Source organism: Allomuricauda sp. CP2A, assembly GCF_001683915.1.
Lineage (GTDB): Bacteria > Bacteroidota > Bacteroidia > Flavobacteriales > Flavobacteriaceae > Flagellimonas.
Genome location: NZ_LXTT01000005.1, coordinates 15,815 through 30,350 on the forward strand (window position 1 = coordinate 15,815; position 14,536 = coordinate 30,350).

Consider the following 14,536-nt stretch of genomic DNA (forward strand, 5'->3'; position numbering starts at 1 on the left):
GATCACACCGTGTGTTCACTTGGCCATCAGTGCTCCCGATCCCATCTGTCTGGGATCTGGTTTCAAGGGCTGTTTGAGGGTCGTGACCACCTCCAGGCTATAGTGCCCGAACTCTTCGGTGACCCTACCATGGCACAGATAGATCCCCTTTCCATGAATGGGCGTGGATGGCATGGATTGGGGGAAATGCACACAGTCAAAAAAGTTCCCCTCCAGGTCCAACATAGTGGTAAAGCGCATGGTGTCCCCTTTGGACGTGGTGTTCAACCGGGTGTGCACCATGGAGCCATAGATCCATATCCTTTGGTCGGCATGGGCCTCAAAATCACTGGCGGTCAACCTACTCTTCACTTTCCCGTCCATAAGTTCATAATACCCGCACAACGGAAAGCCCAAGAGTTCCAATTGGTCATAGGCATCCTCAATGGGATGGGAAGGCAGACGGGGCATTGAAAAGTTCCTGTGCCGGGGCTTGAACAGCAATTTCTGAAAAGTGTTCCTTCTAAGGGCCTTGGTCTTGAACACGGCCTGCCAAAGGACTTCTTTTTTGGGCACCCCAAAGCCCCGAAAGGCATCGATGCGCACCAGGATGGTCAGCTGTTCGATGGCAATGGGGACCCGGTCGATGAAATCATCAAAATCCCTGAACTTCCCATGGAGCTGCCTTTCGTTGAGGATGCGTTGGATGACCAGACGTTCCAAGCTTTTCAGCTGCCCCAGTCCCAGATAGATGTGCTTACCATAGATTGCATTGACGTGGTCACTGCGGTTGATGCAGGGCGGATGGATAATGCCTCCCCACATCTTTGTCTCATGGACATAAAGTTCCGTATCGTAGAACCCTCCCCCATTGTTGAGCACGGCCACCATGAACTCCAAGGGGAAGTAGCATTTTAGGTAAAGGCTCTGGTAGCTTTCCACGGCATAGGAAGCGGAATGCCCCTTGGCAAAGGCATAGCCCGCAAAGCTCTCGATCTGTTCCCAGACCATCTGGGTCAGGGCGCTGTCATGGCTCCTTTCCCTGCAATTTTCAAAAAACTTCAATTTTACTTCTTGGAATTCCTCCCGGGAACGGAACTTTCCGCTCATCCCCCGTCTCAGCACATCGGCCTCCCCAAGGTCGAGTCCCGCAAATAGGTGGGCCACCTTGAGCACATCCTCTTGGTAGACCATGATCCCGTGGGTCTCGGGCATGATCTCCAGTAAAGCTGGATTGGCCTCCTTCCGTCGTTCCGGTTCCCGCTCCCTGCGGATGTATTCGTCCTTCATTCCCGAGGAGGATACCCCTGGACGGATCACGGAACTGGCCGCCACCAAACCAAGGTAATCATGGGTCCGCAGTTTTTTCATCAGCCCCCGCATGGCAGGGGATTCCACATAATAGGCCCCAATGGCCCTCCCCTCGCTCAACAGCCGGTTGATGTTGGCATCCTGCTTCATGGCCTCCACGCTCTTGATGTCCAAAAGGGGGGCATCCGGTTGATTTTTCTTAATGACCTCCACCGCTTCCTTGATCTTGGCCAAGCCCCGTTGTCCCAAAATATCGAACTTGAACAGCCCCACATCCTCGGCAATGATCATATCGAACTGTACCGTCGGGAACCCTTTGGGCGGGAGGGTCGTGGCCGAGTAATGGTGCTCGGAACGGTCAAAGATCAAGATCCCCGAGGAATGCACACTGATATAATTGGGCATCCCATGGATATAGGTGGCATATTTCAGCACCAATCGGGCCAGTTCATCCAAGGTTCCCTGTTCGTACCGACCCGCACTGAGCTTATCGATCTCCTCGGTGGGCAGGCCGAACACCCTGCCCAGTTCCCGAACGGCGGCCCTGTACTTAAAGGTGTTGTAGGTGCCCAAGAGGGCCACATGCTCGAAACGCTTAAAAATATAAGCGGTAACATCATCCCGGTCCCATGTGGAAAAATCAATGTCAAAATCAGGGGGCGAGGCCCGAAAGGGATTGATGAACCGCTCAAAATACAGGTCCAGTTCAATGGGGTCCACATCCGTGATCCCGATCAGGTAGGCCACCAGACTGTTGGCCCCGCTTCCCCTGCCCACATAGGGATAACCCTTGGACTTGGCATAAGAGACAATATCATGGTTGATCAAAAAATAGGACACAAAATCCAGTTCCTGGATGGTCTTCAGTTCCCGGAACATCCGTTCCCTGACTTTTTCGGAAGGATGGACATAGCGTCGGAACAGCCCTTCCAAGGCCAGTTCCCGCAACCGTTCCACATCCAATTCCTTGGACCCCAAAAAACGGGACTGGTTCTGGGACACCCTTTCTTTTCCAAACCCAAAGGCAATGTTACAGGAATCCATCAATCGCTGCGTGTTCTCCCAGATATGCGGGAAATCGACCAAAGCCCTTTTCAATTCCTCCATGGGCCGAAGGATATCGGTCGGTCTGGCCTCCTCGGATTGGGGGAGTTTGCTCAATAGCGTGTTCAAGCCTATGGCCCTTAGCAACCGGTGCGTATTGAAATCCTTTTTGCTGCGAAAGCTCACGGGCTGTAACAGCACCAATCTGTCCTTGTATTCCCTATACCGGGAGAAGCGTAATTTCCGGAGTTCTTCTACCGACACCCCGATATGCTCATAGGTCCTGAAATCCGTCCGCTCCTCTTCCTGGATCTTCTCAAAGGGATAGATGACATGGACATGGACAAAGGCAGGGGCCACGGAGGGAATGGGTGTTCCCTTGTGCAGGTGTTCGGATAGAAAGGCGTTGATCTCGCGAAACCCCTCATTGTTTTGCGCCAGGCCCACAAATTCCTGTATGTTACCATTTCGAAAATCGATGCCCAGAATGGGACGGATCCCCTGCTCATTGGCCAAGCGCACAAAGTTCATCCCTGCCGAACTGTTGTTGATATCGGTCAAAGCCAGTACTTCCACCCCATGGGAACGGGCCAACACCAAAAGCTCTGTTTCGGAGAGCACCCCGTAGTTCAGGGAATAGTAGGTATGGCAATTCAGGTACATATTATTGCTGTCTATGGGCCAATAAAATGGGTGGTTGTCCGTCAAAGGGGTTCCCGCCCCTTCCTATGCTATGGGCCCCCAGGGCCGAGGCCCGTATCAGACTGGATTCCCCAAAGCGGCTGCGCACCCGGTCCATGGCCTGGTAGAGGTTCAGCAGTTTTTCATCATCGGCGAAGAGGTCGATCTGATAGTGTCCCCCCACGATATGGCTGTAGTTGACCCCGACGAGTCGGATGAGCATCCTTCGGTCATAGAGGGAGGTAAAGAGTTCCTTCACCAAGGGCACCAAAATGTGGTCCGCTGAGGTATAGGGTATCCGCTTCTGTTTCGTATAGGTCTTAAAATCACTGTACCGGATCTTCACGCTCACACAGCCGGTCATCTTGTCGGCCCGACGGAGTTGGTAGGCCAGGTTTTCCGCCATGGCGAACAAGGTGGTCTCCAATTTGACCATATCGGTCGTATCCTTTCCATAGGTACGTTCCGTGGAAATGGACTTCCGTTCATGGAAAGGAATCAAAGGGGAATTGTCCAGCCCTTGGGCCCGCATCCAAATGGTTCTGCCGTGCAGGCCAAAGGCACTTTCCAATAGTTCCAAGGGCAGTTCCTGTACCGTCCGGATGGTGGTCACCCCCATATTGGACAGCAGCCCATAGGTCTTCTCCCCCACCGACGGGAGCTTACGGATATGCAGGGGCGCCAAGAACTCCTTTTCGAGGCCCAGATCGATCTTCATCTGGTTGTTGGGCTTGGCCTCCCCGGTGGCCACTTTGGAGACCACCTTGTTCCGGGACAGCCCAAAGGAAATGGGCAACCCCGTTTCCCTCAAGATCCGTTGCCGCAGTTCCGAGGCGTACTTATAACAGCCAAAAAAACGGTCCATCCCCGATAGGTCGGCATAGAACTCATCCACACTGGCCTTTTCAAAGACCGGCACGCTCTCCTTGATGATCTCGGTCACATTGTCCGAGAACTTCATATAGGTACCCGCATTGCCCTTGATGACCGTGGCCTCCGGGCACAATCTACGGGCCACTTTCATGGACATCCCCGAGTGTACCCCAAACCGTCGGGTCTCATAGCTACAGGCCGCGACCACCCCTCTGTCCCCCAACCCACCGACCAAGAGGGGCCGCTTCATCAGACGGCTGTCCAACAGCCGCTCACAGGAGACGAAGAAGGTATCCAGATCGAGATGGAGGATGGTGGGTTTCATAGTATGATTTTGGATTATTTCCTATTATTTGGAATATATCCAAAATTACAGAAAGCGGAGATCGGTTTCAAAACTTTAACAATTTTGACTATCTTATTGCTGCAAAAATCCAACCTCAAAATGTGCTATTCGACCAGACAGACCCGGGAACGGAAGGAGCTGGAAAAACTCCTTTCCGTAAAGGCCATGTACGGTGACATCGACACCGATCTGGAACTCATTTATTTCCATGCCAACGGCTGGAGCCATCCCGTGATGTGGTCCTTGGGCCAGGAAGAGCCCAACAACCTCCTCCCGGCGATGTGGGGCATCATGCCACCTAGGGAAAAACAGGAAGACTACAAGCAATATTTCAAGAACCCCAAGACCTTTGGGGGGCTGAATGCCAAATCGGAAAAGCTCTTTGACCACTTCCTGTACCGGTATTGTTGGGAGAACCAGCGGTGCATCATCCCTGTGGACGGTTTCTTTGAACCACACAACACCAAGGTAAAGGTAAAGGGCAAGGATTTCAAGGTGCCTTTTTATTTCCATAGAAAGAACGGGGATCCCATTTATCTGGGTGGCATCTATACCAACACCGCAGATGGACGCAGGACCTTTGCCGTATTGACCAAGGATGCAACTCCAATGTTTGAAGAAATCCATAATGATAAAAAACGAAGACCGGTGATCATCGACGACGGGAACCTGGAATCTTGGCTCCACCATGGCAATACGACCTCCGATGTACAGGACCTCATTGATGATGATCTTTGGGAAGGGGAACTGGAGGCCCATCCGGTGACCAAGGACCTGTACAGCAGAACGGTGGATTTCAATTATCCCGGCATCGTGGACAAAGTGGATTATGAGGAAGTGTCGATTTCCTATGGATGACCCTATTTCCAGATCCCTCGCTGTATCAAAACTAATCTTCCAAAGCCTTGGCCTGTTGTTCCATAGCTCCTACCCTTTCCTTATAAAAGATAGAAAACAAGAAAAAATCACTTGGCCAATACCTCCCAAACAATTTTAGTATATGACAATTTTGTTATAAAATTGAGTGCTATTCTATAACGTAAGTACCATACATTGAAAAAATATTCAAGTTTCGAATTGCACTGGAAGGGACTTCCCCTAAAATATGGCGTGAATTTTTTGGTTCCATCCAATACGACATTTTATAGACTCCATCATATCATCCAAATCGTAATGGGATGGGAGAACTATCACCTTTACGAAATCACATTGGACAGCTATCGTATTGGGCAACAATTTGAAGACGATGGCTTTAATGCCCCCAATAAGATCATCGACTCAAAAACGATAACAATTGGTGATGTCCTTCAGGTTTAGGGGCCAGAAATTGGAATATCCATACGATTTCGGGGATTACTGGCAACATTCCCTGACCTTAGAGGTGATAAAAGATGAGTTGGCGATCCCTTTCCCGTTTGTTGTGCCGGAGAATTGAACTATTAACCTAATGCAAGCTCACTGATAATAAGAGTATACTTTTCTGCACACTTAATTGGTTTTCCATTTAGACCATAAATTACACCTATAATAAAGTTCAGTTTCTCTAGACAGGTTGACCACTATTAACCGAAAACACAATTTTTAACAACTGGGAAATTCCAACATTTATCAAAGTTCAAATAACCAATCCCAATGAAAGACAATCGGTTATATTCCAATTAGGTACTATTCAGGTGTTGTTTTTTTCCATACATTTAAGTAGTTCACAGGGCTAAAAAACTATAAACGATGAAAAACATACTCATAGTGCTCATACTATGGACTGTCTTTGGTTGCAGGCATAAAAAGGTTCAAAACGGAAATGCCAAAACAAATGAAAATCCTGAGGAAGCAAATCCTGTGAAAGAACGTTTTGCCAAAATGGAGGCGGAGGCCTTGAAAGAGCAATATGCTGGTATTTTTACTAAAAAGGACGATTCGACCGAATTATTTCAAATTCGTTCCACTGGGGTTTCGACTTTACCGATTCAACAAGCCGCTGAGATATTCTTAAAAAACCTGTCCGCTTCACAAATAGAACGTACCACATTTACTATTGATGACGATGAATGGAGGAAATGGTGCAACGTGGATAATGGGATTTATGACAGACAGGGAGTTAGCCTAAAAGAATTAACTGATAACCAGAAAAAAAATGCCTTTGGATTAATACAGGAATCTTTAAGCGCAAAGGGGCTGCAACTGAGTAGGGACATCATGAAGACCGACCAGACGCTTAAAGAGCTCAATAATGGGTCATTGGATTATGATGAAGAATTATATTTCTTGACCATAATGGGAAAACCTTCAAGTACTGAACCTTGGGGATGGCAATTGGATGGACACCATCTGGTCATCAACTACTTTATATTGGGAGACCAAGTTGTAATGTCACCCGTATTTATGGGCGGTGAACCAATAATTACCACTTCAGGAAAGTACAGAGGAAATACCATTTTTCAGGATGAACAGAATATGGGATTGGCACTGATGCAGTCCTTAGAGTCCGAAAACCAGAAAGAAGCCACTATTACAACGTTCAAAACTGGCAATAACAATTTGGCTGAGGCTAATAAAGATAATTTAACCCTTAATTATGAAGGTATTCCAGTCTCAAAGTTTTCAGATGAACAAAGGCAAAAACTTTTGGACTTAATTTATTTGTACATCAGCAATATTAGAGAGGGGCATGATAAGGTAAAAATGAGGGAAGTGATGGAACATATTGATGATACATGGTTTTCTTGGGTCGGAAACACCTCTGAGAATGCCGTTTTTTACTATCGAATCCATAGTCCAGTGGTATTGATCGAATTTGATCATCAAAGAGTCGTTGGCGTACCCAATGCCGATGATGGGAAGCCATCAAGAAACCATATTCATACGGTGGTAAGAACCCCAAACGGAAATGATTATGGAAAAGATTTATTGAGACAACATAAAGAGAGGCATCATAACAAAAATTGAGGCCAAAGTTAGAATAAACAATAATCAAATACTTCAATATCAATCCATTTTGAATGTACAGATGTATTTTACATTGATATAAAATAAACAAGTTGTGGTCAATTTAAAAACGCCAAATGAAATCAAGACTATTGGTCCTTTTTGCAATTCTTTTGCCTCATTTAATCTGTGCCCAAGAATTTAAGGGCCACACTTTGAATGAAATAAAAGCCATCCATACCGATTTTGACATTCATCAACAATCGAATAAAGGAGGTGATTTCACACGGTACATCAATTCTCACATGTCTGAATTTTGGCCGCACCAAGTCCTTAGCCGATCAGGCTCCATCAGACCATTGGACTATCTTTTAAGGGAGGATGTAAAGAAATTTGTCACCAAAACCTGGGAAGGGGAGATACCTCTGGAAGAATATGTAAAAAGTCCTTTGGTGGACGGCATGATCATTCTGCATAAAGGCAAAATCGTGTTCGAGGAATATCCGCACATGAAGGATTATTACAAGCATCATAGTTTTTCAGTGACCAAACCTTATGTTTCTACCATCATTGCCCTGTTGGAGATGGAGGGTGAGATAGATGTCAAGAAACCAGTATCAGCATATTTAACAGAACTGAAAGGAACGGACTGGGGTGCGGTTCCCATTATTGATGTATTGGACATGAGCTCCGGAATGGGAATCGATGATAATCTTTTTGCACAACTATTCTTTAACGAGAATGGCTGGATCGGTAACGATAAATCCAAAGGAGGACCATCGAGTCAACTTGCTCCAATGAAAAAGACAGGACCTTCTGGACGGATTTATGAATACTTCTCCCTCAACACAGAAGTTCTGGGATGGATCATCGAGCGGATTACAAATAGAACAGCTGTTGAATTGATTGAAGAAAGGATCTGGCAAAGAATGGGTGCGGAATCGGATGCACTGATGTTTTTGCCCAATTCGAACGATAGGATGTATATGGGAGGACTCAGTGCTACCTTGAGAGATCATGCACGTTTCGGACATTTGTTCACCCCATCGGGTAGAATTTCCCCCTATGATTTTATACCAATAGCTTACATCAAGAAAATACAACAAGGCGGCCGACCTGAAATCATTAAAAATTCGGGGCCAATTGATCTTTTCATTTACGATGATCCAATTACCGCGGAACATTTAGTGGACGGTGAGCCTCCAAGACATTCCACTTATCAATGGGATGTAGTGATGAACGATGGCGATTTTTTCAAAGAGGGAGGTGGCGGACAGGGACTGTACATTTCACCTAGCCGTGATTTGGTCATCGCGTATTTCGGTACCCGTGGTTTTGACAGTGAAGGCCGAATTTTACTCAATAACTTGCATCAAATAGCCCGACAGCTGGCAAAATCGGGATTGTTTGACGAATAACCCGTTCAATAAAGGCTATAATTAGGTGCTCATTTTAGGGCTACCTCTCCAAATATTGGTGGATTCTCAGTTTAGTGTGTACTTATATAGTTTCTTGTCAACGCGCACAACTATTGATAACCGAGAGCGTTACCAAAGTTCAAATAAACGACGAATCACCAAATTCAAATCTTATAGTAATTTCGGATTTCTGATCAACCAGATTACCTCGCAAAACATTTCTTGATTTTTATTTGTATTAAATCTAAATAAGATTTGTGTTTATCGCATTATACCCTATTTTTGGTCCCTTAATTTAAATAAATCCAAATTAATGAAACCCATTACGCTTGCTACGGCACTACTATTCACCTTTGGCGCATTTTCCCAGTCGAATCTGAACGGAAAAGTGACCGATGAACAAAACCAGCCCCTTATGGGGGCCACAGTCTACATCCCAGCTTTACAAATTGGAACCACTACAGATCTTGATGGCAACTTTGAACTCACTTCCATTAAAGAGGGTACCTGGGAGGTGACTTTCAGGATGTTGGGCTTTCGGACACGTGTGGAGCAAATAACATTTTCACAAGTTGGGACCATCCCGTTCACGGCCGTATTGACCGAAGACCTGAACAGTCTGGACGAGGTCGTCATATCGGCCAGCAGAAACTCGGAATACCTTTCCGAAATCCCGGCCTCCGTGACCGTGGTGGGCGAGGTCAAACTACAGGAATTCTCCAACTCCACCTCGAACATCAGTGAAATATTGGAATTTACGGTACCCGGTCTTGCGGTGTCCACCGGAACCTTTTCCAATTGGGGACAGACCCTACGGGGACGTTCACTCTTGGTGATGGTCGACGGGATTCCCCAGTCCACCCCACTTCGGAATGGACAGTTGGGCATAAAATCGATAAGCCCCAATGATATCAGCCGGGTCGAGGTCATCAAAGGGGCCACCTCCATTTTTGGCAATGGGGGCAATGGGGGTTTTATCAACTATATCACCAAAAAGCCGAACGCTGCCGAAAAAATAGAGGGCACTACAAATGTTTGGGGCGCCTCCAACCTAGCGGCGACAGATGACGCCCTTGGTTTTGGGCTGTACCAGTCCCTTAAGGGCAATCTGGACAGATTTAAGTACTATATCAGCGGGAGCTATGAAAAGACCGGAAACAAATATGATGCCGACGGGACTGTGATCTTGCCCACTTATGGTCTGGATAACACGAAGATCTACAGTGCCCTGGCCAAGTTGGAATACCGGATTTCCGATAACCAAAATATCACTTTGGGCGGTAACCTATACAAATCGGCCCAGGACACCCCATTCATACCTGTTCCAGCAGAGTTCGAGGTCTTTAACGAGGAAGGGGATTATACCCTCACGGCTGGATATGGGGTCGAGGGTTCTGTGGAGGGACAGGAACCCACGGGATCGACACTTGTCAACGGACAGCTAAAATATAACCTGACCCAAATTTTCTCGGGGACCACAGATTTTACGGCGGACCTATATTACCAGAACACGGAAAACATCTTCTTTTATTCCGATAAATTTGAAAATGGTGGCCAATCCGTCATCAATGCTGAAAAATATGGACTGAGGCCCAATTTCAATACGACCTTTCCCATCAATACTGCAACGGACATCTCCCTGACCTATGGTGTGGACCTGCTCCGTGACAAGACCAATCAAGGCCTTTTGGATGGCAGGTTATGGGTGCCGAACATTAAAATGTTCAGTTGGGCCCCTTACCTTCAGTCCACTGCAAAGTTCAATGGGACCTGGGTGGTGAAGGCCGGTCTTCGTTTTGATGACATGAACTTGGACATTGAGGACTACAATACACTTCCCTATTCTCCTCTTGGGGATGGCAACTTCAACCCATCAGTGGCCGTCGAAGGTGGCAAGATAGGTTTTGACAACCTGGCCTTCAATGTGGGTCTCCGTTATATCAAACACCAAGAGTTCATCCCCTATGTGAGCTATTCCCAAGGATTCTCCATTGCCGATCTGGGTTCGGTGCTCCGGTCCGCAACCGCTGACAACATCAATGACATCCAATTGGAACCGGCAGTGACCAAAAATTATGAGTTCGGCTTCCTGTCCAAGTTCCAGAACATCAAATTTGAAGCTGTGGGATATTACAGCACCTCCAATTTGGGCACTGGCGTTGTATTCGATGAGAACATCAATTCCTTTGTCCCTTCAAAACAGCCCCAGGATATCTATGGCGGGGAGGTTGCCCTGGATTATTTTTCCCCGGACAACAAATGGCAACTGGGCACCTCGTACACCTATGTGGAAGGAGTGACCCATAATGCGGGCAATGAAAACAATCTGGTTTACTTGGGAGGTGATGTCATTGCTGCCCCTAAATGGACGGCCTATGTCAATTGGGCACCAACGGACAAATTGGGCAGCTCCCTACGAATGACCCATTTGGGGGACAGGGACAGGTTTGACCCCTATCTGGATGCCAATGACAATTACACCTTTAGGCACACCCAATTTCCAGTGGAAGGCTATACCTTTCTCAATTGGTCCGCGACCTATCGATTGCAGTCCAATATATCCGTCTCCTTGGCCATCAATAACCTGTTGAACGAATATTACCTGCCCGCAAGGTCGCAATGGGCAGCGCCCTTGCGCACCTTTACCGGAGCCGGGGAAGGCATCAATACGAAATTGAGCCTTTTGTACAGTTTCTAATCCGTAGAAAGCAGTGTCGATGTTCCCATTGGCACCGTTTTCAAACAATATCAGGCACCCTTCTGACCACTATGAACAGAACGATACGGAAAATACACCTTTGGCTGGGCCTCACCTGTGGGCTTATCGCCTCATTTTCCGGTCTCACGGGCTCCCTCTATGTCTGGCAACCCGAACTTTCCGTATTTCTCAATCCCGACCTGCTCCAAGTGGAGGACTTTGGGAATCTGGACGATAGGACCATCATGGAAACCACGGCAAGTTTGGTTGCCATTCATGGGGACAGCATCAACAGTATGTTCCTCCCCTATCGGGAACAACAGACGATCTCCATTACTTTCAATAATGGAAAGACCAGTTATTACCACCCCGAGACCCATGCCTATCTGGGCAAAAAATCAGCTTCCATCCTCTTTTTTGAAAACCTGTTGGTCCTTCACCGGACCTTGGGCATTCCAACGTATGGCAAATACATTGTGGGGACCAGTGCCATCATTTTCTTTTTGTTCCTGTTGACCTCTGGCATCTATATCTGGGCAACATCCTATCGCAACAACTTTAAAGAGGGCTTTACCATTCAATGGAAGGCAAAAAGAAAGAAAATCAATTTCGATTTGCACAAGGCCTTTGGGGCCTATTTTATGGCACCCTTGCTCCTCATGGCCCTCAGTGGTTCCTATTTTACCTATAACTCCTACTATATATCGGCCCTCGGCCTTTTTGATGGGAAACGCGACAGCACGGGCCTGGAAAGCCAACGACCATGGGCACTTGGGGATTCTCCACGATTGCAGGATTATCTGTCAAAAACAAATGAATCCTACGCCTTACGGGCCATCCACTTTCCCAAGAATGGAACGGACCATTATAGGCTTCGATATATCAGGGAACGGTACATAACCGTTGGGCTTCGAAGGACCAAAGAAGTGGAGCTCGATGCCAAGGGCCGTGTTAGGGTGGTGAGTGATTTTAGGACGGACCCCAACAGCAACCGAATGGCAACGCAGTTCTACCCTATCCATATCGGTGAAATGGCCGGTACCATCGGCAGGATATTGGTCTTCGTCTCCGGTCTGGTCCCTTTGCTGTTGTTCTTGACGGGGCTCAACATATACCGGAACAAAAAAAGAAGGAAGACCGGAAAAAAGGACAAGATGCAGTGTAGATGACCTATCCCGGTTTTATCTCTTCTGATACCTTGGCTAAATGGAGAATGGCAGTGTTACCCATGTTGCCCATGCGTGCCAAACGGATGAAACATCAACAGGCACAGTTCCCCTGCTGGACCGGGGGACAGTGGACCGAACCGTAACTGCAAAAGACACAACAGTCCCCGGCCTTGGGCTTCAGGACCATACCACAGCCTTCACAATTATAAAAGAACTGGCAGGCATTGGTCGGCATTTCCTCTTCCTTTTGGTGGCCACATTCGGGACAGGTGATCTTGGAGCGCAACAGGACTTTCATTCTTGTCCCTTCTTTTTATCGATTACCCTATAGCCGGCCGATATTATGGCCTTTTCAATTTGGGGCAAATCGGTCATTGACCCATCAAATTCGACCCATGCACTACCGTTTTGGTAGGAAGCCGTCGATTTGACCACCCCGGGAAGGTTGTCCACCTCATGTTCGATATGCGCCTCACATCCCGTACAGGTCATTCCCTCAATGGGTATTGACACGGTCTTGAGATGAATATTCCCACTGCTTGTCATTTGCTTTTCCACTTTTGGATAGAACAGGTCCACATAGTTGGGAAAGAGCAATATCGTACCTACAAAAAAGGTGACGATGCCCAAAAAGAGTTTACTTTGGACAAACTTTGATCTTCCCCCGGCCTCACATTGGCATTGGGTCTCTTTTCTCCGTCTTAGTTTTTGGAACCAGGCAAGACCAAGGACCAATACGGTGGCACCGATCAAAAAGGGCCGCATGGGCTCGAGCCATGTAATCGTCGTGGCCAGCCCACTAGTTCCGGCAACGATTGCCAGAACGGGAAGGATGCAGCACAGCGAGCTCAAGATTGCAGCCCCTAGGGCCATAACTATATGTTTCATATCATTGGTTCAATTAAATTTTGAAGCATCTAATGTTAGGTGTTCGCAAGAAAAGGGATTGGTTGCCCACACCCTTTTTGATTTACTTTTTGCAACAGGCCGGCAGGGCCATCGCAGTTTCATCCTTTTCAAAGGGACATTGAGGCGTATCGGCCAAAGGGCATCCCAGTTTAGGGCACTCGGGGTGCCCTCCCATGGACATGATAGGGTTCGGTCCCTATTCGTGCCAAATGCAAATTCTGCAACGGCCAACAAGCCCATCGTCGTAAAGATCATGAGTCTTTTTTTCATGGTATAATCTTTTAAGGTTGAACAATGACACAAATATCACGTACCGGATAGGGGGGTGTCCAAATTTTTCTTGGATAAATATTTTTTCAAGCGCTCGTCCAATGCTTCGGCCTCCTTTAGTCTTTCCGGCACTTCTTCCAAGGGAATGTCCGGGAAGAGTCTCCTTAACTGTTCGATGGCCGCTTCGTTGCCACAGTACCCTGGGCAATTTTGGTGTGCCAAGGCAATTTTTTCGGCCATGGCCTTACGGTAGGTCCCATCCAACAGTTCCAGTGTGGTTTTGTCAAGTAGCGCCTTCACCGCCTTGAGCTGCAGCAGTATATTCTCTGCCTGTCCTTCATCATCGATTTGCCCCAAAATATAACCCAATTGGCCCATGGCCGTCTTGAGGGATATTTTTACTTCTCTTGTCAGGTCCGGCGGTATCATATGGGTTGTGGTATTTTATCCCTGTCCAATAGTCCGAACAAAGGCAAGAGCAAGGGTTCGTTGTCCCTTTGGAGGGAATAGAAAATGGTCTGGGCCTCCCTTTGAGCCTTGATAAAGCCGCGGTCCCTTAGTTTTCTGAGGTGCTGGGACACCGCGGGGACGGTCATGCCCAGAATGTCACTCAGGTCGCAGACACAGAGCCTGCCCTCCCCATGGAGCAGGTACAAGATCTTCAGGCGCACTGGATTGCCCAATAACAGTACACGGTCGGCAAGTTGGTCCATGGGACCATCCAAGGTCGCAGCGGTCTTCCGGCACCGTTCAATCTGTTCCAGATCCGCTTGCTGTCTGATGCAGGTGTTGTCCTTCATTTCCTAAAGATAATATATTTTAGTATTTAAGCAATAACTTAAGTATAATTTTATGTCTTGAGAAAACCTCCAAGTACCATTCTATCGGATACTTTAAATCCCCTTTTGAGAAT

13 protein-coding genes are annotated in these 14,536 nt (G+C 47.4%); 7 read left to right on the forward strand and 6 right to left on the reverse strand.

The features are described from left to right. Positions 1 to 15 precede the first annotated feature (15 nt). Positions 16 to 2,997 (reverse strand): DNA polymerase III subunit alpha, encoded by a 2,982-nt coding sequence (locus tag A7D14_RS00580; protein WP_067028879.1) that lies wholly within the window; start codon positions 2,995 to 2,997, stop codon positions 16 to 18. 1 nt (position 2,998) lies between these two features. Next, positions 2,999 to 4,213: a DNA polymerase IV gene (dinB, locus tag A7D14_RS00585; protein WP_067028881.1), complete on the reverse strand. Its 1,215-nt coding sequence runs from the start codon at positions 4,211 to 4,213 to the stop codon at positions 2,999 to 3,001. A 120-nt stretch (positions 4,214 to 4,333) separates the two neighbouring features. On the opposite strand from dinB, the gene A7D14_RS00590 reads away from it, so the two are divergent. From A7D14_RS00590 to A7D14_RS00615, 7 genes are all read left to right on the forward strand, one after another. Next, positions 4,334 to 5,092, forward strand: a complete 759-nt coding sequence (locus A7D14_RS00590) for an SOS response-associated peptidase (RefSeq protein WP_067028952.1) — start codon at positions 4,334 to 4,336, stop codon at positions 5,090 to 5,092. A gap of 195 nt (positions 5,093 to 5,287) precedes the next feature. After that, the gene (locus A7D14_RS00595) at positions 5,288 to 5,551 is read left to right on the forward strand and encodes an IS1096 element passenger TnpR family protein (protein ID WP_067028883.1); all 264 of its coding nucleotides are present in this window, start codon (positions 5,288 to 5,290) and stop codon (positions 5,549 to 5,551) included. Continuing rightward, positions 5,535 to 5,669, forward strand: a complete 135-nt coding sequence (locus A7D14_RS20515) for an IS1096 element passenger TnpR family protein (RefSeq protein WP_083157914.1) — start codon at positions 5,535 to 5,537, stop codon at positions 5,667 to 5,669. Before A7D14_RS00595 ends, A7D14_RS20515 begins: the two co-directional genes overlap by 17 nt. A 293-nt stretch (positions 5,670 to 5,962) precedes the next feature. Then, positions 5,963 to 7,180, forward strand: a complete 1,218-nt coding sequence (locus A7D14_RS00600) for a DUF3500 domain-containing protein (RefSeq protein WP_067028885.1) — start codon at positions 5,963 to 5,965, stop codon at positions 7,178 to 7,180. A 116-nt stretch (positions 7,181 to 7,296) separates the two neighbouring features. Beyond that, positions 7,297 to 8,577 carry a serine hydrolase domain-containing protein gene (locus tag A7D14_RS00605; protein ID WP_067028887.1) on the forward strand — a complete coding sequence of 427 codons (1,281 nt, stop codon included), beginning with the start codon at positions 7,297 to 7,299 and terminating at the stop codon, positions 8,575 to 8,577. A gap of 313 nt (positions 8,578 to 8,890) precedes the next feature. Continuing rightward, entirely contained in the window at positions 8,891 to 11,275 is a 2,385-nt protein-coding gene (locus A7D14_RS00610; protein ID WP_067028889.1) for a TonB-dependent receptor, read from the forward strand. Between the two features lie 71 nt (positions 11,276 to 11,346). Then, the gene (locus A7D14_RS00615) at positions 11,347 to 12,444 is read left to right on the forward strand and encodes a PepSY-associated TM helix domain-containing protein (protein WP_067028891.1); all 1,098 of its coding nucleotides are present in this window, start codon (positions 11,347 to 11,349) and stop codon (positions 12,442 to 12,444) included. Positions 12,445 to 12,535: 91 nt separating this feature from the next. On the opposite strand, the gene A7D14_RS20305 is transcribed toward A7D14_RS00615, so the two are convergent. The 4 genes from A7D14_RS20305 to A7D14_RS00635 form a co-directional block, all read right to left on the reverse strand. Beyond that, the gene (locus A7D14_RS20305; protein ID WP_083157915.1) at positions 12,536 to 12,742 is read right to left on the reverse strand and encodes a GDCCVxC domain-containing (seleno)protein; all 207 of its coding nucleotides are present in this window, start codon (positions 12,740 to 12,742) and stop codon (positions 12,536 to 12,538) included. Then, positions 12,739 to 13,332, reverse strand: coding sequence for a mercuric transport protein MerTP (merTP, locus tag A7D14_RS00625; protein WP_067028895.1), 594 nt, complete (start codon positions 13,330 to 13,332; stop codon positions 12,739 to 12,741). Before merTP ends, A7D14_RS20305 begins: the two co-directional genes overlap by 4 nt. Positions 13,333 to 13,659: 327 nt before the next feature. Further along, positions 13,660 to 14,052 carry a metal-sensing transcriptional repressor gene (locus tag A7D14_RS00630; protein ID WP_067028897.1) on the reverse strand — a complete coding sequence of 131 codons (393 nt, stop codon included), beginning with the start codon at positions 14,050 to 14,052 and terminating at the stop codon, positions 13,660 to 13,662. Further along, complete coding sequence (locus tag A7D14_RS00635) at positions 14,049 to 14,423, reverse strand: ArsR/SmtB family transcription factor (RefSeq protein WP_067028899.1); 375 nt, start codon at positions 14,421 to 14,423, stop codon at positions 14,049 to 14,051. Before A7D14_RS00635 ends, A7D14_RS00630 begins: the two co-directional genes overlap by 4 nt. Positions 14,424 to 14,536 lie beyond the last annotated feature (113 nt).

Excerpts from the sequence above, each read along its gene's own strand:
- A7D14_RS00580 (WP_067028879.1), bottom strand. The coding sequence starts at position 2,997 with ATGTACCTGAATTGCCATACCTACTATTCCCTGAACTACGGGGTGCTC.
- dinB (WP_067028881.1), bottom strand. The coding sequence starts at position 4,213 with ATGAAACCCACCATCCTCCATCTCGATCTGGATACCTTCTTCGTCTCC.
- A7D14_RS00590 (WP_067028952.1), top strand. The coding sequence starts at position 4,334 with ATGTGCTATTCGACCAGACAGACCCGGGAACGGAAGGAGCTGGAAAAA.
- A7D14_RS20515 (WP_083157914.1), top strand. The coding sequence starts at position 5,535 with ATGTCCTTCAGGTTTAGGGGCCAGAAATTGGAATATCCATACGATTTC.
- A7D14_RS00600 (WP_067028885.1), top strand. The coding sequence starts at position 5,963 with ATGAAAAACATACTCATAGTGCTCATACTATGGACTGTCTTTGGTTGC.
- A7D14_RS00605 (WP_067028887.1), top strand. The coding sequence starts at position 7,297 with ATGAAATCAAGACTATTGGTCCTTTTTGCAATTCTTTTGCCTCATTTA.
- A7D14_RS00610 (WP_067028889.1), top strand. The coding sequence starts at position 8,891 with ATGAAACCCATTACGCTTGCTACGGCACTACTATTCACCTTTGGCGCA.
- A7D14_RS00615 (WP_067028891.1), top strand. The coding sequence starts at position 11,347 with ATGAACAGAACGATACGGAAAATACACCTTTGGCTGGGCCTCACCTGT.
- A7D14_RS20305 (WP_083157915.1), bottom strand. The coding sequence starts at position 12,742 with ATGAAAGTCCTGTTGCGCTCCAAGATCACCTGTCCCGAATGTGGCCAC.
- merTP (WP_067028895.1), bottom strand. The coding sequence starts at position 13,332 with ATGAAACATATAGTTATGGCCCTAGGGGCTGCAATCTTGAGCTCGCTG.
- A7D14_RS00630 (WP_067028897.1), bottom strand. The coding sequence starts at position 14,052 with ATGATACCGCCGGACCTGACAAGAGAAGTAAAAATATCCCTCAAGACG.
- A7D14_RS00635 (WP_067028899.1), bottom strand. The coding sequence starts at position 14,423 with ATGAAGGACAACACCTGCATCAGACAGCAAGCGGATCTGGAACAGATT.